The following is a 23005-nucleotide window of genomic DNA, read 5'->3' as shown; positions in this document are numbered from 1 at the left end:
CGGGAAAGTACGCTCAGGAAAGTACGATTTCGCGCGCGAACTGGCCGCCGGGCTGTGAATGCAGGGTCCAGAACGCGTCGGCCACGCGGGCCGAATCGAGCAGGCTGCCTTCGCGCAGCACGCCTGCAATCGTGACGATCGCCGCATGCACGCCGGCCGGCGACAGTTCCTGATGCAGGCTGAACACCAGATTGCGCAGTGCCGCCTTCTGCACCGACAGCGAGGCCGCCGCCGCGACCGGTTCCATTGCCAGCCCGCCGCCGGTGAACAGGATGCTGCCCTGGCCGGCCGCGCGCATCGCCGGCAGCACGGCGCGCGCCGCGATCAGGGCACCCAGCACGCCGATCCGCAGATCGGCCGCGAGCGCTTCCGGGTCGAGCACAGAGGGTGCGCTTTCGCGCGGCACCGCGGCGTTGAACACCAGCACCTCGGGCGGCGGCATCGCGTGGCGCATGCTTTCGATGGCACACAGGATGGATTCATCGCTGCCGGCGTCAGCCACGAAGCCCTGCGCCGTGACGCCGCGCGCAGCCAGTTCGTGTTCATAGCGCTCGAGCTTGCCGGCATTGCGCGAAATCATCGCCACGCAATAGCCTTCGGCACCGAAGCGCCGTGCCACCGCGGCACCGACTCCGGTTCCCATGCCGACAATGGCGCACACCTTGGATCCCATATCGTTTTTCTCCCGGCCAGCGCTGCTGTGATGGCTGTTTGGTGTCGCTGTTACCTGTCACGGCCGTGCTGCTGGCCTCCTGCTGCTGTTGCCCGCTGCATGTGCGGGTCGCGTCTATTTGTCCTTCGCTGCAGCACGCGCAGCGACCAGCGCGCTGCGACGTTCCTCATCCGCCTGCGCGATGGCCTGTTTCTGCGCGTCGCTCAAAGGCTGGCCACGCTGCTGTTCAATGGCCGCCACCACGCGCGCGGCCGGGTCGGTGATGCGCCCTTCAGCCGGCATCGCCGAGCGCACCTGCGCATCGGGCAGCCGGGTGATGTCGACGATGCGACGAACGAACTGATCTTCGATCCTGCGCGTTTCCGCCTTCAGAAAGGCCGTCTGGGCAGGCGTCTGCGCGATGGCGGGTGAAAGCATGCAACAGCAGGCCAGCAGCGACAACAGAAACTTCATCGGGAATGCTCCGCAAGGTCCATCGGTAATCGGCGTGCCACGCCGGGCACAGTGTGTTCCGCCCACACCCTCGCCACGCTTCACTCCGGCGCAAGCAGAAGGGAACCTGTGGTGCGGCGCGCAGCGAGCGCTTCATGCGCACGTGCGCAGTCCTTCAACGTATGACGCTGCCCGATGGCGACACGCACGGTGCCATCGGCCACCCGGGCGAACACTTCGTCGGCGGCAGCCAGCAGGTCGGCGCGCTGCGCAACGTAATGAAACAAGGTCGGCCGGGTCAGGAACAACGAGCCCTTCTGCGCCAGCATGGCCGGTTCGAAAGCAGCGACCGGTCCGGACGCGTTGCCGAAGCTGACCATCATGCCGAGCGGGGCGAGACAGTCCAGCGAGGCCATGAAAGTGTCGCGGCCGATGCCGTCGTACACGACCCGCACGCCCTTGCCGCCGGTCAGCGCGCGCACCTGCGCCGGCAGGTCGGCCGGTGCCACATCGGTCAGGACGTGGGCGCAACCGTGGGCACGAGCCAGTTCAGCCTTGGCCGGCGTACTGACCGTGCCGATGACCGTCGCGCCGAGCGCCTGCGCCCACTGGCTCGCAATCAGACCGACGCCACCGGCCGCGGCGTGCAGCAGTACGCTGTCACCCGGCTCGATGCGGCAGGTCCGACGCAGCAGATACTGCGCAGTCAGCCCCTTGAGCATCAAGGCCGCGGCGGTGTCGAAATCGATCGCGTCGGGCAGGCGTACCAGCCGGTCGGCCGGCAGGTTGCGCACCGAGGCGTAGGCGCCGGGCGGGCCGCCGGCATAGGCCACGCGGTCGCCGGGTGCGATGTCGGTCACGCCCTCACCGACCGCTTCGACCACACCGGCCGCCTCCAGCCCCAGCCCGCCGGGCAGCGGCATGGGATAGAGCCCGGAGCGGTAGTAGATGTCGATGAAATTGACGCCGATGGCGTGCTGGCGCACCCGCGCCTCGCCTGCCGCGGGGTCGCACAGCTCGACCGCCTCGTACTGCAACACCTCGGGGCCACCGGTACGGTGCATGCGTACAGCGAAATCGGTCATCGGAAGGGCAGGTTCCTGAACATGAGCACGGATTCTACCGGCCAAGTTCATGGTGCACTGCACCGTCGGTTTTGGCAGAATGCAGGCTCGAGTCCACCGGAGTCCGTCATGCGTCGTGTCGTGTTCAACCAGAAGGGTGGCGTCGGCAAATCCACGATCACCTGCAATCTGGCCGCCATCAGTGCCACGCGCGGCCAACGCACACTGGTGATCGATCTCGATACGCAGTGCAATTCGAGCCATTACCTGCTCGGCGATGCCGCCGACAAGGTGGAGCTGGGTGCGGCCGACTTCTTCGACCAGATCCTCAACTTCAAGCTCACGCCGCGCGACACGGCCGAATTCATCAGCGACACCGGGCATCCGGGTCTGTCCGTGATGAGTGCCAGCCCGCAGCTGGCCGAACTCGAAAACAAGCTGGAGTCGCGCTACAAAATCTATAAATTGCGCGAGGCGCTGGAAGCGCTCGACGACTTCGACAACATCTACATCGACACGCCGCCGGCGCTCAATTTCTACTCGCGCTGTGCGCTGATCGCTGCGGAGTCGGTGCTGATCCCGTTCGACTGCGACGATTTCTCGCGCAAGGCGCTGTACACGCTGATCGAGAACATCGAGGAAATCCGCGGTGACCACAACGAAGGGCTGAAGCTCGAAGGCATCGTGGTGAACCAGTTCCAGGCGCGCTCCAGCCTGCCGGTGCGCGTGGTGCAGGAATTGCGCGACGAAGGCCTGCCGGTGCTCGAAGCCGCGCTGTCGTCATCGGTCAAGGTGAAGGAATCGCACGAAGCGGCGCAACCGCTGATCCATTTCGCCCCCAGCCACAAGGTCACCCAGGAGTTCGTCGCGCTGTACGAACTGCTCGAAAAACGCTGATGGCCGAAGTCGCCGTGGTCGCGATGTTCGCGTTCGATGCGCCGCAGCGGCTGCGAAGGCGCTGGCAGCGGTAAACGTGCGGTCGAACTCGCAGCCGCTTCGCCGTGTCTGAACCGCCATGCTTCGCAGCCTCCTCTTCCTCCTGCTTTGTCTGGGTACCGTGTCCGCTGGCGCGGCCGGCAGCTATCGCGCGGTGGTCGGTCTGGACAGCGGCTGGCCGCGCCGGTGCGGCAGCGCGGTGTCGATACAGGGTTGGGACATCCAGATCCTGCGCGAACGGGTCGGTGACGACGTCGCGGCGAGGGTGGAAGTCAGGCCACCGGCCGGCGGCGGTGCGCTGCCGGTGCTGGCCCGGCTCGAAATCGGCCAGTTCAGACCGGCCGTGCTGCTGGTGCCCAACGAAGGTCTGCTCACGCTGCCCGGCTTCGAAGCCGACGCGCGGCTGGACTGGGCGACGCTGATGCGCAATTTCATGTTCTTCGGCGGCACGCTGGTGCTGGGGCAGGTCGGCGGCGACATCGAAATCCCGTTCACCGGTCCGGCACCGCGCGATGTCACGGCGCAATACCTGAATTGCTCAGGTGATCTCGCGGCGCCATTGCGCGGCGGCAGCTAGGATTCGCTGGCGCTCAGCCTGTCAAGAAGCGCCAGACGTAACGCCTCGACCACTGCAGGTTCCAGCGGCCCGCCACGCAGGCGGTCGCTCAATTCAAGCTGTACGCCCTGCCCGCTCGCTCCGCGGTTGCAGACATTCGCGGCATCGCGGCCGGGGTAACGATGACCCGACACCTGTGCGCGCACGCCGCGTACGAACAGCCGGTCGGCGATCCTGCAGGCCAGCGCGCTGTCGCGCCCGCCGAGCAACGCGCGCTCACCGGTGTCGGCCACGCCGTGTACTGCCAGCACCGTGTGACAGCCGGCGATCAGCGCCAGCGCACGCGGCTCGTCGAAATGCCGGCTGGTCAGATGCAGGGTTTCGAAATTGAGTGACGGCAGGCAGCCTTCGAACAGATACAGGTCCAGATCCTCGCCGGCGATAGCGCGCGCGACTTCGGACGTCCCGCGTTCGATGCGCCCGCCGTGCGGGGCGATCACGGCGATACCGCTGCCGCGACGTACTGCGGTGACGCGATAGTCGCGCCCCTCTGCCTGTTCAGCAGCGAGTTCGGCGTAGCGCCGATAGCGATCGCTATGCACCGCTTGATGGCTCACTGCGGGGCTGCGCCGATGGCGAAAAGCTTTTCGATGCGTGCCATCGCCGGGTGCGCGCGGCCGGAGCGGCGCAGTTCGGCGAAGTCGTCGCGCAGGATGCGACGGAATTCGTCTTCGCCGCGCAGCGTGAGGTTGGCGGCATAGACCTCGCGTGCATTGCCGATCTGGCCATTCAGCAACAGCGCGTGCGCACGGTTGATCTGCGCCGCCTTGTATTCAGCAGCTTCCTTCGGCACCTGATCGGCTGCGCGCAGCACGTCATCGTAGCGGCCGAGGTTCAGGCAGGCCCAGGAATAGGCCACCCACACGCCATTGTCCTTGTAGCCGGACTCGATGGACCGTTCTAGCCATTGCGCCGCCTTTGCATAGTCGGTCTGCGCACCGCCGCCGCTGTACAGCTGGGCCAGATGGACGAACGCCGGTGCATAGCCGGCTTCCGCCGAGCGGTTGGCCCAGGCCAGCGCGACATCGGCGGCGACCGGGCTGGTGCTATCGGCTTCCAGGTGGCGCGCCAGCAGCAGCATGGCTTCGGCATCGCCGGCGTCGGCTGCCAGCAGATACCAGCGACGCGCTTCGGCATCATCGCGTCCGACACCGAGGCCACTGGCATACAGCTGACCGACCACCGCCTGGGCGCGAGGCAGCCCGCCCTGCGCCGCCTGCAGGGCGAAGCGCGCCGACGCAATGTCGTCCTTGTCCAGACAGGTGCCGAAGAAATGCCAGTCGGACAATTGCAGCAGGGCCTCGGCGCTGCCTGCGTCCGCGGCGGTGCGCGCCTCGGCCAGAGCCGTTTCGCATTCACCCCGCAGATGCGCGGTGCGCCACTCATCGCTGGCCGCGACCTGCCCGGCCGCACCGGACAGCAGCGCGCAGAACAGGAAGGCGACGCGCCGGTTCATGTCAGGCCGCGCTCAGTTTCGCCACGGCCAGCGCCAGCCACTTGACGCCTTCGCGACCGAAATTGACCTGTACCCGGGCGTCCGAGCCGGACCCTTCCGCACTGACGATGACGCCACTGCCGAACTTCGCGTGGCTGACCTGCTGGCCGATGCGAAAACCGGTGTCGTTGCTCGACGGCGACTTGCGGCCGCTGCCGAAGGTCCGCGGGTTGCTGCTGGCGGGCGGCGGCGGCACCGCCGCGTGGCCGAAGCTGCCGAAGCCACGCGCCGTGGCCGGCGGCGTCAGCCACTTCATCAACTCGGCCGGTATCTCGTCGAAGAAGCGGCTGCGCAGGTTGTAGCGGGTCTGGCCGTGCAGCATGCGCGACTGGGCAAACGACAGATAGAGCCGCTTGCGCGCGCGGGTGATGGCGACGTACATCAGCCGCCGCTCTTCCTCCAGCCCCTCGCGCTCGAGAATGGAGTTCTCGTGCGGGAACAGACCTTCCTCCAGTCCGCCCAGGAACACCGCATCGAATTCCAGACCCTTGGCCGAATGCACCGTCATCAGCTGCACCGCCGACTGACCGGCGTCCGCCTGGTGTTCGCCGGCTTCCAGCGAAGCGTGCGACAGGAAAGCGGCGAGCGGATCAGGCGGTGCGGCTTCGTCTTCGGCCGCCACCTGCGCATAGCCTTCTTCAGAGATAAAATTGCTCGCCGCATTGATGATTTCATCGAGGTTGGCGATGCGTTCCTGACCTTCCTTCTCGGTCTTGTAGTGGGCACGCAGGCCCGACAATTCCAGCACCTGTTCGACCATTTCCGGCAGTGTCAGACCTTCGCACGCAAAGCGCAGCTGATCGACCAGATCGATGAAATGGCCGACCGACTGCGCCGCCTTGCCGGTCAGCAGGTTCAGCGCGCCGTACAGGCTGGACTCGGACGCCTTCGCGGCGTCCTGCAGTTGTTCGAGCGAGCGGGCGCCGATGCCGCGGGTCGGGAAATTCACCACCCGGGTGAAGGCGGTATCGTCGTGCGGATTGGCGATCAGTCGCATGTAGGCCAGCGCGTGCTTCACTTCCTGCCGCTCGAAGAAACGCAGGCCGCCATACACCCGGTAAGGAATCGCGGCTGAAAACAGTGCGTGCTCGAGCACGCGCGACTGCGCATTGCTGCGATAGAGCAGCGCGATGTCGGAGCGCGCCGCGCCGTCGTTGATCAGCGCCTTGATTTCCTCGACCACCCAGCGCGCTTCCTCGATGTCGTTGAACGCCTCGTACACGCGCAGCGGCTCGCCGCTGCCGGCTTCGGTCCACAGGTTCTTGCCCAGCCGTCCGGTGTTCTGCTTGATGACGGCATTGGCCGCATCGAGGATGTTGCCGTGCGAGCGGTAGTTCTGCTCCAGCCGGATGACATTGTCGACATGGAATTCGCGCTCGAAGTCGCGCATGTTGCCGACCTCGGCGCCGCGGAAGCGGTAGATGCTCTGGTCGTCGTCGCCGACCGCCATCACCGCTGCCTGATGTTCGGAGCCCAGACCGGCCAGCAGCTTGAGCCAGCGGTACTGCAACACGTTGGTGTCCTGGAACTCGTCGACCAGCAGGTGGCGGAAGCGTCGCTGATAGTGCGCGCGGATCGGTTCGTTGCGCGTCAGCAGTTCGTAACAGCGCAGCAGCAGTTCGGCGAAATCGACCACGCCTTCGCGCTGGCACTGTGCCTCGTAGGCCTGATACAGCTCGACGCGCCGGCGTGCGAAGTCGTCGAAGGCTTCGACCTCGTGCGGCCGCAGGCCCTGTTCCTTGGCCGAATTGATGAAGTACCCCAACTCGCGCGGCGGAAACTTTTCGTCGTCGATGTTCAGCGCCTTCAGCAGGCGCTTGATGGCCGACAGCTGGTCCGCCGAATCCAGAATCTGGAACAGTTGCGGCAGGCCGGCTTCCTTCCAGTGCGCGCGCAGCATGCGGTTGCACAACCCGTGGAAGGTGCCGATCCACAGCCCGCGCGTATTCATCGGCAGCATGGCGGTCAGCCGCGCCAGCATTTCCTTGGCCGCCTTGTTGGTGAAGGTGACCGCCAGGATGCCGTGCGGCGACACCTGGCCGGTGGAAATCAGCCAGGCGAGCCGGGTGGTCAGCACGCGCGTCTTGCCGGAGCCGGCACCGGCGAGGATGAGTGCCGATTGCGAGGGCAGCGTGACAGCCTGGAACTGCGGTTCATTCAGACCGGCGAGGAGCGGATTTGCGTTCATCCGGCCGATTCTAACCGCGCAGCCCGCCACTACAGCGGTGGGCGACGACCCGCCCTCACCCTGCCCGGCTCCCGCTTTCGATGTCGTCACGACGGGAACCGTCACGACATGAGGGTGTCGGGAAAGATGACTTCACTGCAAGGGAGAACACAAGAATGGCCGAATGGACACAATGGACCACGTGGTTCTACGGCTGGGCGATGGAACGCCTGCCTCTGCTGCTCGACCTGTCGATACGGCTCGGCTTCATCCTGCTGCTGGCGTGGGGGCTGCGCCTGGCGGCGCGGCGCGCGATCAATCTCGTGTACGCCGCGCTGAAGAGTCGCACCGACTGCACCGAAGACGTCAAGCGCATCGACACGCTGGTCCGGGTGGCACGCTATGCCGCGTCGGTGGTGGTGTTCGTCATCGCCTGCGGTCTGGTGCTCAGTGTGCTCGGCGTGTCGGTCGCACCGCTGCTCGCCACCGCGGGCGTCGCCGGCATCGCCATCGGTTTCGGCGCGCAAAGTCTGGTGAAGGACCTGTTCGCCGGCTTCTTCGTGCTGCTCGAGAACCAGATCCGGGTCGGCGACGTGGTGAGCATTGCAGGCCACGATGGCGCAGTCGAGGAAGTGACCCTGCGCTACGTGCGACTGCGCGACTACGAGGGCAATGTGCATTTCGTGCCGAACGGTGAAATCACGACCGTCACCAGCCGCTCGCGCGAATTCGCCCACGCCGTGCTCGACGTCGGCGTGCACTACCGCGAGCGGGTGGATGACATCTTCGAGGTGATGAAGGAAGTGGCCACCGGCCTGCGCGAGGATGAACAGCTCGGACCGAAGATACTGGGCGATCTGGACATCGCCGGCGTCCAGTCGTGGGACGACTCCACCGTGACGCTGCGCGCCCGGCTGAAGGTGGTGGCACTGGCGCAGTGGGAGGTGAAGCGCGAGTTCATGCGCCGGCTGAAAGCCGAATTCGATGCACGCGGCCACGAAATCCCGTATCCGCAGATCACGCTGTCGTTCGCGCGCGAGACCGAAAAGGCGCTGATCGATCAGATGAGTGGCCGGCTGGCGCCGCGCAAGCTGTCCTCTGCCTAGGGTCTGCACAGCCTATAATCGCGGGTTTGCATCCCCCACCTTCGCTGCAAACCCGCGCCATGCAACAGAAACAGACCTCCGCCTACACGCCGTCCGCCGTCGAGGCCGCCGCCCGGCAGCACTGGGACACGACGCACGCCTTCAGGGCGGTCGAAGACGCGAGCCGCCCGAAGTACTACTGCCTGTCGATGTTCCCCTACCCGTCGGGCAAGCTGCACATGGGCCATGTGCGCAACTACACGATCGGCGACGTGCTGACCCGCTTTCACCGCATGCGCGGCTACAACGTGCTGCAGCCCATGGGCTGGGACGCCTTCGGCCTGCCGGCCGAGAACGCGGCAATCAAGAACGCGGTGCCGCCGGCGAAGTGGACCTGGGACAACATTGCCTACATGAAGCAGCAGCTGCAGTCGCTGGGCTTCGCCATCGACTGGAGCCGCGAACTGGCCACCTGCCAGCCGTCCTACTACAAGTGGAACCAGTGGCTTTTCCTGCGCATGCTGGAAAAGGGCATCGCCTACAAGAAGACGCAGGTCGTGAACTGGGACCCGGTCGACCAGACCGTGCTGGCCAACGAACAGGTGATCGACGGCCGCGGCTGGCGCACCGGTGCGCTGGTCGAAAAGCGTGAGATCCCCGGTTACTACCTCGGCATCACGCAGTACGCCGACGAACTGCTGAACGATCTCGACACGCTGGAGGGCTGGCCCGAACGCGTGAAAACCATGCAGGCGAACTGGATCGGCAAGAGCACCGGCGTTCGCTTTGCCTTCACGCACGACATCCGCGACGACGCGGGGGCGTTGATCGACGACGGCAAGCTTTGGGTATTCACCACCCGCGCCGACACCATCATGGGCGTCACCTTCTGCGCCGTGGCCGCCGAACATCCGCTGGCCACGCATGCCGCGCGCGACAACCCCGAACTGGCGGCCTTCATCGAAAGGTGCAAGCACGGCTCGGTGATGGAAGCCGACATGGCGACCATGGACAAGGAAGGCCTGCCGACCGGACTGACCGTCGTGCATCCGCTGACCGGCGAAGCGGTTCCGCTGTGGGTCGGCAACTATGTACTGATGAGCTACGGCGACGGCGCAGTGATGGCCGTGCCGGCGCACGACGAGCGCGACTTCGGCTTCGCGAAGAAATACGACCTGCCGATCCGGCAGGTGATTTCGCTCGGCGACAAGGTGTTCTCGACCGACGCATGGGCCGAGTGGTACGCCTCGAAGGACGGCGTGTGCGCCGCGAGCGGCCGGTACGACGGACTGGGCTACGAAGCGGCGGTCGACGCGGTGGCGGCCGATCTCGACGCAAAAGGGGGCGAAAAGAAGATCCAGTGGCGCCTGCGCGACTGGGGCGTGTCGCGCCAGCGCTACTGGGGCTGCCCGATACCGATCATCCACTGCGACCACTGCGGCGACGTGCCGGTGCCGGACGAGCAGTTGCCGGTGGTGCTGCCGGAAGACTGCATTCCGGATGGATCCGGCAACCCTCTGCTGAAACGCGACGACTTCATCCACGTCGCCTGCCCCACCTGCGGCGCGCCTGCGAAGCGGGAAACCGACACGATGGATACCTTCGTCGATTCGAGCTGGTACTACGCGCGCTACTGCTCGGCCGGCAACGACGGCGCCATGGTCGATCAGCGCGCCAATTACTGGATGCCGGTCGACCAGTACATCGGCGGCATCGAGCACGCGATCCTGCACCTGCTGTATTCACGCTTCTGGTGCAAGGTGATGCGCGACATGGGGCTGACCACGGTGACCGAACCGTTCGGCCGCCTGCTGACGCAGGGCATGGTGCTGAACCACATCTATTCGCGCCGCACCGACAAGGGCGGCATCGAGTACTACGCGCCGGAAGAGGTGACGCCGCTGCGCGACGATGCCGGCCGCATCACCGGCGCCACGCTGATCGCCGATGGCCAGCCGGTCGATTTCCAGGGCATGGGCACCATGTCCAAGTCCAAGCGCAATGGCGTCGATCCGCAATCCATCATCGACGAGTTCGGTGCCGACACGGCACGCTTCTTCATGATGTTCGCCAGCCCGCCGGAACAGACGCTGGAATGGAACGACGCCGGCGTCGAGGGCGCGCACCGCTTCCTGAAGCGGGTGTGGGCCTTCGCACAGGGCTTCGACGCCGACCTGCGCGCCCGGATGCCGGCGCGCCCCACGCTCGACGGCGCGAAGCTGCCGACTGCGCTGGCCGATCTGCGGCGCGAATTGCATCTGGTGCTCAAGCAGGCCAGCTACGATCTGGGCAAGCAGCAGTTCAACACCGTCGCGTCGGGCGCGATGAAAATGCTCAATGCGCTCGAAAAGGCGCCGCGCGACGGCGCGCTTGCGGCAGAAGTGATCGGCGAAGGCCTGTCGATGCTGCTGCGCGTGCTGTCGCCGATCTGTCCGCACATCACGCACGTGCTGTGGCGCGACTGCGGCTTCGGCGACGACATCCTGAACGCGTCCTGGCCCGAACCCGCCGACTCGGCGCTGGTGCAGGACGAAATCGAGCTGATGCTGCAGGTCAATGGCAAGCTGCGCGGCAGCCTGCGTATCGCTGCCGACGCGTCGAAGGACGCCATCGAGGCGCAGGCCCTGGCCAGCGAAGCAGCGCAGAAATTCATGGAAGGCAAGCCGGCAAGGAAAGTTGTCGTGGTGCCGGGCCGCCTGATCAACATCGTGTGCTGACACGGGAGAAACGTGTGACTGCCCCTGATTCCAAGGTCCGCCGCAGCCTGATCGCCGCCACCGGCAGTGCGCTGCTGCTCGGCGCCTGCGGCTTCCAGCTGCGCGGCGTTCGCGACCTGCCGTTCGCGACCGTGTTCATCAATGCCAGCCCCTACGCGGAAATGACGGCACAGATCCGGCGCGCCATCGACGCCCAGAGCACGACCCGCGTCACCGATGAAATGAAGGACGCCGAAGCCGTCATCGACATCACCGAAAACCGGATCGAAAAGGTCATCCTGAGCCTGAACTCTGCCGGCCGGGTGCGTGAGTACCAGCTGCGCCAGCGCTTCGGATTCAAGGTCCGGAGCCCGAAGGGCGAGGAAATCGCGCCGGTGTCGACCATCGAAGTGCGGCGTGACCTGACCTTCAACGACGTCGAAGTGCTGGCCAAGCAGGAAGAAGAACTGCTGCTGTACACCGAAATGCAGGCTGACGTGGTGCAGCAGCTGCTCCGCCGCCTTCAGGCCATCAAGAGAAAGCCCGCCTGACCCGCATGCTGCTGCGCACCGAACAGCTCGACAGCCACCTGAAGGGCACGCTTGCGCCGCTCTACGTGCTGCACGGCGACGAGCCGCTGCTGGTCATCGAAGCGGCGGATTCGATCCGCACCGCGGCGCGCGCGCGCGGCTTCACCGAACGCGAAGTGCTGGTGGTGACGCAATACTTCAAATGGTCGGCGCTGGCCGAGGCGGCCGGCAATATGTCGCTGTTCGGAGGCGACAAGCTGATCGACCTGCGCATTCCGACCGGCAAACCGGGGCGCGACGGCGGCGACGTGCTGACGCGCTTTGCGGCCAGTCCGCCCGCCGGGACGGTGACGCTGATCACGCTGCCGCAGATGGACTGGAAGGCGCAGAAGAGCGCCTGGTTCGCCGTACTGTCGGCGACCGGCGTGGTGATGGAGCTGAACGCGCCGCCGCTCGACCGCCTGCCGGACTGGCTGGCCGCGCGCCTGGCTCGACAGCAGCAAAGCGCGGATCGGGACGCGCTCGACTTCATGGCAACCCATGTCGAAGGCAATCTGCTGGCCGCCAATCAGGAAGTGATGAAGCTCGGGCTGCTGCATCCACCGGGCAAACTCACGCTGGAACAGGTGCGCAACGCGGTGATGGACGTCGCGCGCTACGACGTGGAAGACCTGCGCCAGGCGCTGCTGGCCGGCGATGCGGCGCGAGCGAGCCGGCTGCTCGACGGCCTGCGCGCCGAAGGCGTGGCCGCACCGCTGGTGCTGTGGATCATCGTGGCCGAGCTGCGCACGCTGGCCATTGCGCGGGCCGAAATGGACGCCGGCCGCAGTGCCGACGAAGCCCTCGCCACCGCCCGCATCTTCGGCGCCCGCCAGTCGCCTTACCGGCGCGCACTCGCGCGGCTGTCATCCGGTGCCACGCGCACGGCGCTGATGCAGGCAGCGCGGCTCGACCGCATGATCAAGGGTGTTGCGCGCGGCGATGTGTGGGACGAGTTCCTGCAGATCGCGCTCAGGGTCTGCGCACGCTGAGCGTTGCCACGGGGGCAGGTGGTCGTTCGTGAGTAACGGATTGCTGTTGGGCATCGCTGCGCTCACCCCAACCTACAACCCGCGACCCGGCGTCGCATCGCCGAACCATGCGCAGCACCACCGCCCGCGCCCAGTTCGTAGGTTGGGGTGAGCGCAGCGATGCCCAACACCCCCACCCCGGCCCCTCGCTTGCCAGAAACCGGTGGCACGCCGCCGCGCTTTCTGCTTTCATCCGCCTTTACCCGCAGTCACCGCGACCGAGCACTCCAGGACACAAGATGGACATCAAGGACTACATGAATACGCTGGGCCGTCAGGCCCGGGCCGCGTCACGCGTCGTCGCGCAGGCGTCGACCGCGGTGAAGAACGATGCGCTGATGCGTATCGCCGCACTGCTGCGTGAGCGCGCACCGCAGCTGCTCGAAGCGAACGCAGCCGACGTAGCCGCCGCGCGCGACAACGGCCTCGACGCGGCAATGATCGACCGCCTGACGCTGACCGCCAAGGGTGTGGAAGCGATGGCGACCGGTCTGGAACAGGTGGCCGCGCTGCCCGATCCGATCGGCGAAATGACCGATTTCAAGCGCCGGCCGAGCGGCATCACGGTCGGCCGGATGCGCGTACCGCTGGGCGTGATCGGCATCATCTACGAAGCGCGGCCGAACGTGACGGCCGATGCGGCCGCGCTGTGCCTGAAGAGCGGCAACGCGGCCATCCTGCGCGGCGGCTCGGAAGCGGCGCGCTGCAATCAGGCGGTCGCCGCCTGCGTGCGTGAAGGCCTGGTCGCGGCGGGCCTGCCTGACACCGCAGTGCAGGTGGTCGACACCACCGACCGCGCGGCCGTGGGTGAGCTGATCACCATGCCGCAGTTCGTCGACGTGATCGTGCCGCGCGGCGGCAAAGGGCTCATCGAACGCATTTCGCGCGATGCCAAGGTGCCGGTGATCAAGCATCTGGACGGCAATTGCCATGTCTACATCGACGAGCAGGCGGACGACGACAAGGCGGTGCGCATTGCCGACAACGCGAAAACCCACCGCTACGGCACCTGCAACACGATGGAAACGCTGCTGGTGCATGTCGCCGCGGCACCCCGCGTGCTCGGCCGGCTGGCCGACATCTACCTCGGCAAGGGTGTGGAACTGCGCGGCTGCGAACGTTCGCGCGCGCTGGTGCCGGCGATGACGGCCGCCACCGACGAAGACTGGGCGACCGAATATCTGGCGCCCATCCTCGCGGTGCGCATCGTCGATTCGCTCGATGAGGCGATCGATCACATCAACCGCTGGGGCTCGCAGCACACCGACGCCATCGTCACCGAAAACCACACACGGGCGATGCGCTTCATCCGCGAGGTCGATTCGGCATCGGTCATGATCAACGCATCGACCCGCTTCGCCGACGGCTTCGAGTACGGGCTGGGTGCGGAAATCGGCATTTCGACCGACAAGATCCACGCACGCGGTCCGGTCGGCCTCGACGGTCTGACCAGCCAGAAATGGGTGGTGCTGGGAGACGGCCAGGTGCGGTCCTGAGAGTCCGTACCGTAAGCGGGGCGCTTGTCCGTGCTTCGGCAAGGGGCGAGTCTTTCGGGGAGTCTTGTTGGGCATCGCTGCGCTCACCGTACGTGCGTGTCGCACTCCGTAGGTTGGGGTGAGCGCAGCGATGCCCAACGTCCACCCCACGCACACGTCCTGACTCCCGAGAATGTCCGACAGCTTCCTCTCCGCCAGCATCCTGCTTCTGCTGCTGTTCGATCCGTTCGGCAACGCGCCGGTGATGACGGTGCTGATGAAGGACGTTCCGCGGGAGCGGCGCCGGCTCGTCATCCTGCGCGAGTGCTGCGCAGCCTGGCTGGCGCTGGTGCTGTTCATGTACGCCGGCGAATCCGTCATGCGTGTGCTGCAGCTGTCGGAAACGTCGCTCGGCATCGCCGGCGGCGTGCTGCTGTTCCTGATCGCGCTGCGCATGATTTTTCACCAGCCCGACGGCGTGTTCGGCGAGTGGTCGGGTGGCGAGCCTTTCATCGTGCCGCTGGCGATTCCGCTGATCGCCGGACCGTCGGCGATGGCCATGGTGATGTTGCTGGTGTCGCGCGAGCCGGAACGCTTCTACACGTGGCTGGGCGCGATGAGCGCCGCCATGGCCGTCACCACGGTCGTGCTGCTGGCCGCCGGACCGCTGATCCGCCGGCTCGGCGAACGCGGCACAGCTGCGCTGGAGCGTCTGATGGGACTGCTGCTGTGTGCGATCTCGATCGAAATGCTGCTGGCCGGCATCCGCAACTTCATCGACACCCTTTGAGACATCCTTTGAGTCAGACCATCGCGTCGATGACCCGCTGCGCCATGCCGCGCGCGATCTCCGTCTCACCGATGACGGTGTGCGTCGCGCCGTGCTTTTCCAGGTGCGCCAGTTCGGCGTCCGTGTAGGCACGCGCAATGACCTCGATGTCCGGATTGAGGCGCCGGGCGTGCTCGATGATCTGACCGGCTTCCAGCGCATCCGGAATGGCGACCAGCAGGAAACGCGCGCTCTCGATGCGCGCCGCTTCCATCATGCCCGGCGCGGCACCATTGCCGTACAGCGCGAGAATGCCGTCACCGTTCAATGCTTCGACCACTTCCGCATGGTCCTCGATGACGACCACCTTGCGCCCGCTTTCCAGCAGCGCCATCACGATGCGGTGACCGACCTTGCCGAAGCCGACCAGCACGACATGACCTTCGATTTCGGTTGCGGCCGATGGATCCGGCGCGACCGCGCTCGCCGTGCCTTCGCGCGCTTCCAGCCACGGCTTGAGGCGGTCCAGCGCAACGAACAGCAGCGGATTGAGCAGGATGGAAATGATGGCGCCGCCCAGTATCAGGTCGCGCCCGGTTTCCGGCAGCAGCCCGAGCGACAGACCCAGCGTGGCGAGGATGAACGAGAACTCGCCGATCTGGGCCAGGCTGGCCGACACCGTCAGCGCGGTGCTGAGCGGATGGCCGAAGGCACGCACGATGGCCGCCGCAGCAATCGATTTGCCGATGACGATGATGAATACGGTCGCGAGCACCAGCAGCGGCTCGCGCACGACGATGGACGGATCGAACAACATGCCGACCGACACGAAAAACAGCACGGCAAAAGCGTCGCGCAGCGGCAGCGACTCCTCCGCCGCACGGTGCGACAGTTCGGATTCGCTGAGGATCATGCCGGCAAAGAAGGCGCCCAGCGCGAACGACACGCCGAATACATAGGCCGAGCCGAGTGCGAAGCCGAGCGCGATGGCCAGCACGCCGAGCCGGAACAGCTCGCGCGAGCCGGTATCGGCGATGCGTTCCAGCGTCCAGGGGATCACCCGGCGTCCGACCACCAGCATGACGACGACGAAAGCGGCCACCTTGCCCAGCGTGATGGCGAGCGTCTTCAGCAGCGCATCGCCGCTCAGCGCCTCACCCTGACCGCCGAGCAGACCGCTGAAGGCGGGGATCAGCACCAGCGCGAGCACCATGGCGATGTCTTCGACGATGAGCCAGCCAATGGCGATGCGCCCGCGGCGGGTGGTTTCGAGCCGCCGCTCCTGCAGCGCCGTCAGCAGCACGACCGTGCTGGCGACCGAAAGCGCCAGCCCGAACACGATACCGGCCCCGACAGTCCAGTCCATCGCCCAGGCCAGTGCCATGCCGAGCAGCGTGGCGATGCCGATCTGCACGATCGCCCCTGGAATGGCGATGCCCTTCACCGACATCAGGTCCTTCAGCGAAAAATGCAGGCCGACGCCGAACATCAACAGGATGACGCCGATTTCGGCCAGTTCCTGCGCCAGCGCGACATCGGCGACAAAGCCAGGCGTGAACGGACCGACCGCGATGCCGGCAACGAGGTAGCCCACCAGCGGCGGCATGCGGAAGCGGTGTGCCAGCGAGCCGAAGATGAACGCCAGTACGAGACCTCCGACGATGGTCGTGATCAGCGGGGTGTGATGGGGCATGTTGCGTGGTGTCCGTTTTTATCTGCCGACGGAGCATGACCGCGCTGCGCGAAGATCGTTCGCTCAGCGTCGGAACAGAACGCGTAAAAACGGGCTGTAGCTGAGCGACCCGGGTTTGCCGGGCCGCCGGAACGCGTTGCGTCAGTTGTCGAGGCCTGAAACACCCCTGGTGAACACCGCGGCGCCCGTCACCTTGTCGATGCCGTTGATGGCGCTGTCGAAGGAGTACACCACCCCCGCCCGCTCGGCTGACGGTCCGGCAAAGAAGCCATGGAAGCTGCCGTTGGGCGTGCTGCCGCAGCCGCTGCAACTGTCGAAGGAGCCGGCGAAGGCGGCCGTACCCGAGTTGATCGATCCCGAGCCGGAGACGTTGAAGGTAACCGCGCTGACAGTGACGCCGAGATCCAGATCGGCCGTGTAGCTGGTGAAATCGGCCAGCAGCGTACCGCTGACAGCGCCGCCCGGCGCGCCTCCGGAAGAGGTCGGCGTCGTTGCGCCACTCAGGCTGTAGGTTGCGCTGATGCCGCCGAGCGCCGCCAGATCCGGCGTGGCACGGCCGGTGACGTAATGCAGGTCGACGATGTCATCGCCATCGCACGAGAAGCCGGCGCACGACGCGCTGGCCCAGCGGCCCCAGCCGATGATGCCGTCCTGTGCCGACTGCACGACGGTGCCTGCCGTCAGCAGACCGCCGTCGCCGCTGTCGGCTGACTCGAGCGCGCTGCCTTCGAACGCCGTGGTCACACCGCTCAGCGTGACCAGACCGCCATAGCCGCCGTACTGTTCGGTGTACTGCCCATACACGTAGTAACCATCGCCCGACTGCAGGTCGCCCTGCGGATCCAGTCCGTCCAGCGTGACCAGGTCACCGTCGTCATCGCGTTCCTCGCCGACGAGGAAGACTTCATCGCGCACCGGTGGTTCGACGCCACCCGACGCGTTCGACGGCGGCGGCGGCGGAAGGTCCGTCTTCACCTCGATGATGACGGGTATCGTGTTCTGGTCGGCCACGTAGGCACTCTGGCCATCCTCGACCGTCAGGCATCCGGCACCGTTGCACACATCGACGGCGCCATCGCCGGTCGTGACATTGATGCTGTTGCCGTAGGCCACGGAGAACTCGGTGCCGCGGATGCCGATGGTGGCGACCGAGGTGGTGAGCTTGTAGTTGCTGCGATTCGCTTTGCCGACCAGCCCGGTGATGGTGCGCAGGCCGCCCTTGAGCAGGTTGAAGAAGCCGCGGTCCTCGTCCGGTTTGCCGGCGAATGCGTACTGGTCGATGCGGAACTGTGTCTGTGGTTGCAGTGACACCAGTGCGCCGTCGGTGAAGCGCATCTGGGCACGCCCGCTGCCGGTGTCGATGGTGTCGCCACTGCCCACCTGCGCGCCGCGCGTCAGCGGGCGGCTGCGTCCGTCGGCCGCAACCGCGCGGACTTCGCCGGCGGTGAATTCCACGCGCGCCGCACTGTCGGCATTCACGGTGAGCGGAAACGCGGCCGCCATGGCGAGCGCCAGCGGGACTGGCCTGAAAATCCGGGTCATGGCGATCTCCTAGAACGTGCGGCGCACGGCGAACTGCGCAACGCCGCGGCGATAATCGTTGATGCTGAAACTGGAATCGTTGCGCATCAGTGTGACCGACGGCGTCAACAACCAGCGTTCGGTCAGCGCATAGGTTGCACCGAGCGACAGCGTGGTCAAGGTATCGTCGCGCACGCGCAGGAACAAGGGGTCGGCATTCTCGTAATCACGTGCTTCATGAGCGAGCGCACCGAACAGCAGCCAGCGCGGGTCGAGCGTGTGCTGGGCGCCGACACGGAAGCCGATGACATCGTTGCCGGCGATATTGACGCCGGAAGGCAGATCGTTGCGACCGGTTTCACTGCCCAGGTAGAAACTGCCGAACATCATCGTCTTGCCACCCTGCAGCACGTGGGCGTGACCGACGCCGTAGATGTTCCGGTTGACGTCGCGCACGTCGTTGCTGCCGTCGTAGCGCAGGCGTACATGCTGCATGAAGGCAGTCGTCTGGTTGCGCGCGTCGTGCGTGTGCTGCCACTGAAGGCTCAGGCCGGTGTAGTCGCGCAGCTTGTCGCTGTCCACCTCGAAGATGCCGCCCTGCAACGCCGCGGTGACGCGGTTGGCGCCACGCGTCCAGGCGACGCCTGCATTGCCGTCGACCGCGGTCGTGTCGAAGCGCGATTCACCGCCGTTGAATCGACCGGCACCGGACGCACCCCCCACCACCGCCCACTCGCGACTGACCGGAATTCGGGCATTGATGCCGCCGGCGAGTGACGAGAACCAGGCGTCGCGACTGCGGCTGTCGCCGGTCAGCGTGAAGTCGCCGATCAGACCCGGAATTGCGATCGAACCGGCCGATGTGGCGCTGTTGACGTTGGTATCGCGCCCGACCGCCGCCTCGACGAAGCCGGAGAAGGACGGTCTGGGCGCGGTCGGCGCACGATCGATCGCCGACAGCAGGCGATCGAGCGAGCGGGCGACCTCAGGCGGCACGTTCTGTCCGCGCACCGCCTGCAACTCGCGTTTTGCGCTCGCCGATTCGCCAAGCGCGAGATAGGCGCGACCGATTTCGGCGCGGGCACGCGCGTTGTCCGGCTGCAACGCCAGCACCCGTTCGAGTGCGAACACCGCCAGCGTATGGCGACCGGTTTCGACCGCCGCGATGCCGAGCAGCAGATCGAATTGCGGGTCGCCGGCACGTTCGCTTTCCTGCGGCGCCAGCACGGCATAGGCCGCTGCATGACGCCCGGCTTCGATGTGTGCGGCCGCCTGTTCGGTGACCGACTGCGCATGGGCCTGGCTACCCAACCACAGCACGACGGCCGGAAGGTACAGCCATCGTCGCAGACCTGAAGCGGACGTCGGACGGATACGCCACGCTGACCTCGTCGTTGTTCTCATGTGCTCTCCCTGCCGCCGAAACATGCGGCAACTGAATATTCAGGCCCTCGATCTTTGCATCTCAAGACATGAAAAACAATAGGTTGCGATTGTCTTTTAACGCTCTTTCGTCAATAAATCTGTCATCTTCGCCACGTCGACGTTGCCATCGGCCGACTGCGCGGGATAATCGAGCGCTCGCCAAAACGGAGTTCCGCATGCCGTCACGCGTCCTCGCGCTGGTTGTTGTCCTGTTTTTCCTTTCGGTTCCGCTGCATGCCGCAGAGCCCGCGACGCAGCGTTTCGAACCCGTCACCCGCGTCGCCGATGCGCCACTCAAGCTCAATGGCGAAGGCATTCGCAGCCTTTATTCGCTCAAGGCGTACGCCATCGGACTCTATCTGGGCGCGCCCGCCGACAGTCTCGACAGCGCCATGGCAGTGCCGGGCGCCAAGCGGATCGAGATCGTGTCGATGGTCGATGTACCGGCCGAGCACTTCAACAAGCCGCTGATCCGCGGCATCAAGAAAAACCTGCCGCGTGACGAGTACGAAGCCATGCAGCCACGCATCAAAGCGTTTTCGGAACAGGTGCTGGCAATCGGGTCGGTGAAATCGGGCAGCCGGCTGGCGCTGGACTGGATACCCGGTCGCGGCACGCGCATCGTGGTTGATGGCCGGCCCTCGAGCACCATGATCGAAGGCGAAGACTTCTTTCGCAGCTTGCTCGCGGTGTGGATCGGCCCGGTACCCACGCAGGACGATCTGAAGGTCCAGTTGCTGGCGGGCCGTTTCGTTCCATGAGTACGTCGGACGGCGACTGGGACGTCATCGTCGGCGCACCCGGCTTCGCACTCGGCGTTCGGCTGGCAGCGGACATGGTTGCCGGCATCGAATTTCTCCCTGCCGGGCTGACGCGCAGTGCGCGCTGCGCCCTTGGCCGCGAAGTCACTACCCAGCTCACGGCCTATCTGCGTGATCCGCTGACCCCGTTCGACCTGCCGCTCGCCGCCGCCGGCACGCTGCACCAACGCGCGGTCTGGGAGGTGATGCGAGCGATTTCACCGGGGAGTTCCTTGACCTACGGCGAAGTCGCAGCGCAGATCGGCAGTTCGCCACGCGCGGTGGGCGGCGCCTGCGGCGCCAACCCGTTTCCAGTCGTGATTCCCTGCCACCGCATCGTTGCGGCCGGCGGCAGGCTGGGTGGCTTCGCGCATTCGACGGCCGGCTTCCTGCCCGGCATCAAGCGCTGGCTGCTGGCACACGAGGCCGCCGCGGGCGGCTTCACGCTGTCGGCGAACGGCCCCGCTCAATCGTCACACCGACCTGACGCACATCTTTCATGATGCCGGTCTTGGCGATCGATATCTTCACCCATGGCGCCTTGAAGTCTTCGAGCATCATGTGGATGACGAATTCGCCCAGCGTTTCCAGCAGGTTGAAGTGGCGCTGCCCCAGTTCTGCGCGGATGCGATTGACCACTTCGGCGTAGTCGATGGTGTCGTTGATGTCATCATTTTCAGCTGCAGCATCCGGCACGCCGAAGGTCATGCTGATTTCCAGCTGTTGCGTATGCGCCTTTTCGCGGGCGTAGATACCGACCGAAGCGGTCACCTTCATGCCTTCTATGAATATGCAGTCCATGACTCGCGTGCTGCCCGTGTGGAACTAGAATGAACGGATTCTACGTCGGGCCCGTCGCATATCGTGAATACCGCTTCAAGCATCGCCCTCGCGCTCGTCATCGGCTACGGGTTCGGTTGCATCCCCTTCGCCGTCATCACCAGCAGAATTTTCGGACTCGCCGATCCGCGAACCTACGGCTCGGGAAACCCCGGTGCCACCAACGTACTGCGCTCCGGCAACAAGAAAGCGGCGATCCTCACCCTGCTCGGTGACGCGCTGAAGGGGTGCGTCGCAGTGTGGGTGGTGCGCGCACTGGGCATGGGCGACACGACAGCCCTGTTGGCTGGCGTCGCGGCGTTCGTCGGCCATGTATTCCCGGCCACGCTGGGTTTTCGCGGCGGCAAGGGCGTCGCGACGGCGGCCGGCGTCATGCTGGTTGCCGTACCCCCGGCAGGGGTCATCGCACTTGGCATCTGGGCAGGCGTCGCGGCGATCACGCGCTACTCCTCGCTCGCCGCGCTGCTCGCCGCGTGCAGCGCCCCGATCACCGGCCTGCTCTACACCGGCTCGGCCGTCGTGTGCGGTGCATTCGCAGCGATGGCCGGGCTGCTGATCTGGCGCCACGCCGAAAACATCCGCCGTCTGATGAATGGCAGCGAAAGCCGGATAGGACGCAAGAAAACCGCCGCGGGCTGATCCGGCACGATCAGATCGTATCGAGCGCCCAGCGTGGCCGCACGGCGATTTCGCCGCCGGTCGACGCGTGCGCCAGGCCGGCTGCCAGCCGCAACGCACCTGCGAAGGCAATCATCGCGCCGTTGTCGGTGCACAACGCCAGTTCCGGGTAGAACACACGGCCACGCCGCTGCGCGAGTTCCACATCGAGCCGGCTGCGCAGGCGCCGGTTTGCGCCGACGCCTCCGGCCACGACCAGCTGGTTCAGGCGGGTGTGGCGCAGTGCGGCAAGACATTTTGCGACCAGCACGTCGACCACTGCCTCCTGGAATTCAGCCGCGAGGTCTGCCCGGGCAGCGTCCTCGACGCCCCTGTTGACCGTATTCAGTACCGCGGTCTTCAGCCCGGAAAAACTGAAATCGAGATCCCCGCTGCCCAGCATCGGGCGCGGCAGCCTCATACGACCCGCCACACCACGCTCGGCCAGTGCAGCGAGCGCCGGGCCACCCGGGTAGGGCAGGCCAAGCAGCTTGGCGGTCTTGTCGAACGCCTCGCCTGCCGCATCGTCCAGCGTTTCGCCAAGCAACTCATACGCACCGACGCCGGTCACCCGCATCAGCTGTGTATGTCCGCCCGACACCAGCAGCGCCACGAACGGAAACGCCGGCGGGTCGGCCGACAGCAGTGGCGACAGCAGATGTCCTTCAAGGTGATGGATGGGGATCGCGGGCCGACCCAGCGACAAGGCAAGCGACTCAGCAAACGCGGCACCAACCAGCAATGCCCCGGCCAGACCCGGTCCGGCCGTATAGGCCACCGCATCGATGTCGCCTGCGGAGACTCCTGCCTCCGCGAGTACCTGGCGGTACAGTGGCACGATGCGCCGCACATGGTCGCGTGATGCCAGCTCGGGCACCACGCCACCGTAGGCCTGATGCAGGTCGATCTGCGAATGGACGGCGTGCGCCGCAAGCCCGCGCACGTCCTGGAAGAGCGCCAGACCGGTTTCGTCGCACGACGATTCGATGCCAAGTATCCACATGGCCGACATTGTACGGGCCGCAACGTCGGTCAGGCTTGGCACAACTCCGACTAGGCGA

The 23005-nt window shown here is 66.0% G+C and carries 22 protein-coding genes; 11 read left to right on the top strand and 11 right to left on the bottom strand.

Features of this window, described 5'->3' with window-relative positions:
* Nucleotides 1-13: 13 nt before the first annotated feature.
* The 3 genes from ACTIFF_RS15370 to ACTIFF_RS15360 all read right to left on the bottom strand — a co-directional run bounded on the left by ACTIFF_RS15370 (nucleotide 14) and on the right by ACTIFF_RS15360 (nucleotide 2190).
* Complete coding sequence (locus tag ACTIFF_RS15370; RefSeq protein ID WP_306477121.1) at nucleotides 14-673, bottom strand: SDR family NAD(P)-dependent oxidoreductase; 660 nt, start codon at nucleotides 671-673, stop codon at nucleotides 14-16.
* Between the two features lie 114 nt (nucleotides 674-787).
* Complete coding sequence (locus ACTIFF_RS15365) at nucleotides 788-1126, bottom strand: hypothetical protein (protein WP_306477120.1); 339 nt, start codon at nucleotides 1124-1126, stop codon at nucleotides 788-790.
* A gap of 80 nt (nucleotides 1127-1206) precedes the next feature.
* The gene (locus ACTIFF_RS15360) at nucleotides 1207-2190 is read right to left on the bottom strand and encodes a quinone oxidoreductase family protein (protein ID WP_439537618.1); all 984 of its coding nucleotides are present in this window, start codon (nucleotides 2188-2190) and stop codon (nucleotides 1207-1209) included.
* Nucleotides 2191-2298: 108 nt separating this feature from the next.
* Between ACTIFF_RS15360 and ACTIFF_RS15355 the strand changes: the two genes are divergently transcribed.
* Together ACTIFF_RS15355 and ACTIFF_RS15350 are read left to right on the top strand one after the other, a co-directional pair.
* Entirely contained in the window at nucleotides 2299-3066 is a 768-nt protein-coding gene (locus tag ACTIFF_RS15355; protein WP_439537617.1) for a ParA family protein, read from the top strand.
* 118 nt (nucleotides 3067-3184) lie between these two features.
* Nucleotides 3185-3682, top strand: a complete 498-nt coding sequence (locus tag ACTIFF_RS15350) for a hypothetical protein (protein WP_257081005.1) — start codon at nucleotides 3185-3187, stop codon at nucleotides 3680-3682.
* Here ACTIFF_RS15350 and ACTIFF_RS15345 read toward each other — a convergent pair.
* From ACTIFF_RS15345 to uvrD, 3 genes are read right to left on the bottom strand one after another with little or no spacing between them, the layout of a single operon-like run.
* Nucleotides 3679-4278, bottom strand: a complete 600-nt coding sequence (locus tag ACTIFF_RS15345) for a poly-gamma-glutamate hydrolase family protein (RefSeq protein WP_439537616.1) — start codon at nucleotides 4276-4278, stop codon at nucleotides 3679-3681. The two genes, ACTIFF_RS15350 and ACTIFF_RS15345, sit on opposite strands and share 4 nt — an antisense overlap.
* Nucleotides 4275-5177, bottom strand: a complete 903-nt coding sequence (locus ACTIFF_RS15340) for a tetratricopeptide repeat protein (protein WP_439537615.1) — start codon at nucleotides 5175-5177, stop codon at nucleotides 4275-4277. Before ACTIFF_RS15340 ends, ACTIFF_RS15345 begins: the two co-directional genes overlap by 4 nt.
* Nucleotide 5178: 1 nt before the next feature.
* Complete coding sequence (gene uvrD, locus ACTIFF_RS15335; protein ID WP_439537614.1) at nucleotides 5179-7404, bottom strand: DNA helicase II; 2226 nt, start codon at nucleotides 7402-7404, stop codon at nucleotides 5179-5181.
* Nucleotides 7405-7559: 155 nt separating this feature from the next.
* Here uvrD and ACTIFF_RS15330 point away from each other — a divergent pair, with 155 nt between their 5' ends.
* The 6 genes from ACTIFF_RS15330 (at nucleotide 7560) to ACTIFF_RS15305 (ending at nucleotide 15029) form a co-directional block, all read left to right on the top strand.
* Complete coding sequence (locus ACTIFF_RS15330; protein WP_439537613.1) at nucleotides 7560-8489, top strand: mechanosensitive ion channel family protein; 930 nt, start codon at nucleotides 7560-7562, stop codon at nucleotides 8487-8489.
* A gap of 59 nt (nucleotides 8490-8548) precedes the next feature.
* Nucleotides 8549-11185 (top strand): leucine--tRNA ligase, encoded by a 2637-nt coding sequence (leuS, locus tag ACTIFF_RS15325; protein WP_439537612.1) that lies wholly within the window; start codon nucleotides 8549-8551, stop codon nucleotides 11183-11185.
* 14 nt (nucleotides 11186-11199) lie between these two features.
* On the top strand, nucleotides 11200-11715 hold the full coding sequence (locus ACTIFF_RS15320; RefSeq protein ID WP_439537611.1) for an LPS-assembly lipoprotein LptE: 516 nt from the start codon (nucleotides 11200-11202) through the stop codon (nucleotides 11713-11715).
* Nucleotides 11716-11720: 5 nt separating this feature from the next.
* Nucleotides 11721-12725, top strand: coding sequence for a DNA polymerase III subunit delta (gene holA, locus ACTIFF_RS15315; protein ID WP_439537610.1), 1005 nt, complete (start codon nucleotides 11721-11723; stop codon nucleotides 12723-12725).
* Nucleotides 12726-13003: 278 nt separating this feature from the next.
* The gene (locus ACTIFF_RS15310) at nucleotides 13004-14260 is read left to right on the top strand and encodes a glutamate-5-semialdehyde dehydrogenase (RefSeq protein ID WP_439537609.1); all 1257 of its coding nucleotides are present in this window, start codon (nucleotides 13004-13006) and stop codon (nucleotides 14258-14260) included.
* Nucleotides 14261-14432: 172 nt separating this feature from the next.
* Nucleotides 14433-15029 (top strand): MarC family protein, encoded by a 597-nt coding sequence (locus ACTIFF_RS15305; RefSeq protein WP_439537608.1) that lies wholly within the window; start codon nucleotides 14433-14435, stop codon nucleotides 15027-15029.
* Nucleotides 15030-15042: 13 nt separating this feature from the next.
* On the opposite strand, the gene ybaL is transcribed toward ACTIFF_RS15305, so the two are convergent.
* From ybaL to ACTIFF_RS15290, 3 genes are all read right to left on the bottom strand, one after another.
* Complete coding sequence (gene ybaL, locus ACTIFF_RS15300; protein ID WP_439537607.1) at nucleotides 15043-16701, bottom strand: YbaL family putative K(+) efflux transporter; 1659 nt, start codon at nucleotides 16699-16701, stop codon at nucleotides 15043-15045.
* Nucleotides 16702-16842: 141 nt separating this feature from the next.
* Nucleotides 16843-18243 (bottom strand): FecR domain-containing protein, encoded by a 1401-nt coding sequence (locus tag ACTIFF_RS15295; RefSeq protein WP_439537606.1) that lies wholly within the window; start codon nucleotides 18241-18243, stop codon nucleotides 16843-16845.
* Between the two features lie 9 nt (nucleotides 18244-18252).
* Nucleotides 18253-19626 (bottom strand): tetratricopeptide repeat protein, encoded by a 1374-nt coding sequence (locus ACTIFF_RS15290; RefSeq protein WP_439537605.1) that lies wholly within the window; start codon nucleotides 19624-19626, stop codon nucleotides 18253-18255.
* 197 nt (nucleotides 19627-19823) lie between these two features.
* Here ACTIFF_RS15290 and ACTIFF_RS15285 point away from each other — a divergent pair, with 197 nt between their 5' ends.
* Together ACTIFF_RS15285 and ACTIFF_RS15280 are read left to right on the top strand one after the other, a co-directional pair.
* Complete coding sequence (locus tag ACTIFF_RS15285) at nucleotides 19824-20408, top strand: chalcone isomerase family protein (RefSeq protein WP_439537604.1); 585 nt, start codon at nucleotides 19824-19826, stop codon at nucleotides 20406-20408.
* Nucleotides 20405-20950: a methylated-DNA--[protein]-cysteine S-methyltransferase gene (locus ACTIFF_RS15280; protein ID WP_439537603.1), complete on the top strand. Its 546-nt coding sequence runs from the start codon at nucleotides 20405-20407 to the stop codon at nucleotides 20948-20950. Before ACTIFF_RS15285 ends, ACTIFF_RS15280 begins: the two co-directional genes overlap by 4 nt.
* Here the strand turns inward: ACTIFF_RS15280 and ACTIFF_RS15275 are convergent.
* Entirely contained in the window at nucleotides 20889-21248 is a 360-nt protein-coding gene (locus ACTIFF_RS15275) for a dihydroneopterin aldolase (protein ID WP_069039234.1), read from the bottom strand. The genes ACTIFF_RS15280 and ACTIFF_RS15275 overlap by 62 nt on opposite strands.
* 63 nt (nucleotides 21249-21311) lie before the next feature.
* Here ACTIFF_RS15275 and plsY point away from each other — a divergent pair, with 63 nt between their 5' ends.
* Nucleotides 21312-21926 carry a glycerol-3-phosphate 1-O-acyltransferase PlsY gene (plsY, locus tag ACTIFF_RS15270; protein ID WP_439537602.1) on the top strand — a complete coding sequence of 205 codons (615 nt, stop codon included), beginning with the start codon at nucleotides 21312-21314 and terminating at the stop codon, nucleotides 21924-21926.
* Nucleotides 21927-21936: 10 nt separating this feature from the next.
* On the opposite strand, the gene tsaD is transcribed toward plsY, so the two are convergent.
* Nucleotides 21937-22947 (bottom strand): tRNA (adenosine(37)-N6)-threonylcarbamoyltransferase complex transferase subunit TsaD, encoded by a 1011-nt coding sequence (tsaD, locus tag ACTIFF_RS15265; protein WP_439537601.1) that lies wholly within the window; start codon nucleotides 22945-22947, stop codon nucleotides 21937-21939.
* Nucleotides 22948-23005: the final 58 nt, after the last annotated feature.

Origin of the sequence: Methyloversatilis sp. (assembly GCF_051861465.1) — a bacterium.
GTDB lineage: Bacteria > Pseudomonadota > Gammaproteobacteria > Burkholderiales > Rhodocyclaceae > Methyloversatilis.
The sequence above is the reverse complement of the archived record's forward strand: the minus strand, read 5'-3'. Positions and strand labels throughout refer to the sequence as shown.

Bases quoted from the DNA above. Each gene is read 5' to 3' on its own strand.
- ACTIFF_RS15280 (WP_439537603.1), top strand. From the start codon at position 20,405: ATGAGTACGTCGGACGGCGACTGGGACGTCATCGTCGGCGCACCCGGC.
- ACTIFF_RS15290 (WP_439537605.1), bottom strand. From the start codon at position 19,626: ATGAGAACAACGACGAGGTCAGCGTGGCGTATCCGTCCGACGTCCGCT.
- ACTIFF_RS15355 (WP_439537617.1), top strand. From the start codon at position 2,299: ATGCGTCGTGTCGTGTTCAACCAGAAGGGTGGCGTCGGCAAATCCACG.
- ACTIFF_RS15340 (WP_439537615.1), bottom strand. From the start codon at position 5,177: ATGAACCGGCGCGTCGCCTTCCTGTTCTGCGCGCTGCTGTCCGGTGCG.
- leuS (WP_439537612.1), top strand. From the start codon at position 8,549: ATGCAACAGAAACAGACCTCCGCCTACACGCCGTCCGCCGTCGAGGCC.
- holA (WP_439537610.1), top strand. From the start codon at position 11,721: ATGCTGCTGCGCACCGAACAGCTCGACAGCCACCTGAAGGGCACGCTT.
- ACTIFF_RS15370 (WP_306477121.1), bottom strand. From the start codon at position 673: ATGGGATCCAAGGTGTGCGCCATTGTCGGCATGGGAACCGGAGTCGGT.
- ACTIFF_RS15295 (WP_439537606.1), bottom strand. From the start codon at position 18,243: ATGACCCGGATTTTCAGGCCAGTCCCGCTGGCGCTCGCCATGGCGGCC.
- ybaL (WP_439537607.1), bottom strand. From the start codon at position 16,701: ATGCCCCATCACACCCCGCTGATCACGACCATCGTCGGAGGTCTCGTA.
- uvrD (WP_439537614.1), bottom strand. From the start codon at position 7,404: ATGAACGCAAATCCGCTCCTCGCCGGTCTGAATGAACCGCAGTTCCAG.
- ACTIFF_RS15310 (WP_439537609.1), top strand. From the start codon at position 13,004: ATGGACATCAAGGACTACATGAATACGCTGGGCCGTCAGGCCCGGGCC.
- ACTIFF_RS15330 (WP_439537613.1), top strand. From the start codon at position 7,560: ATGGCCGAATGGACACAATGGACCACGTGGTTCTACGGCTGGGCGATG.
- tsaD (WP_439537601.1), bottom strand. From the start codon at position 22,947: ATGTGGATACTTGGCATCGAATCGTCGTGCGACGAAACCGGTCTGGCG.
- ACTIFF_RS15275 (WP_069039234.1), bottom strand. From the start codon at position 21,248: ATGGACTGCATATTCATAGAAGGCATGAAGGTGACCGCTTCGGTCGGT.
- ACTIFF_RS15350 (WP_257081005.1), top strand. From the start codon at position 3,185: ATGCTTCGCAGCCTCCTCTTCCTCCTGCTTTGTCTGGGTACCGTGTCC.
- ACTIFF_RS15365 (WP_306477120.1), bottom strand. From the start codon at position 1,126: ATGAAGTTTCTGTTGTCGCTGCTGGCCTGCTGTTGCATGCTTTCACCC.
- ACTIFF_RS15305 (WP_439537608.1), top strand. From the start codon at position 14,433: ATGTCCGACAGCTTCCTCTCCGCCAGCATCCTGCTTCTGCTGCTGTTC.
- ACTIFF_RS15285 (WP_439537604.1), top strand. From the start codon at position 19,824: ATGCCGTCACGCGTCCTCGCGCTGGTTGTTGTCCTGTTTTTCCTTTCG.
- ACTIFF_RS15360 (WP_439537618.1), bottom strand. From the start codon at position 2,190: ATGACCGATTTCGCTGTACGCATGCACCGTACCGGTGGCCCCGAGGTG.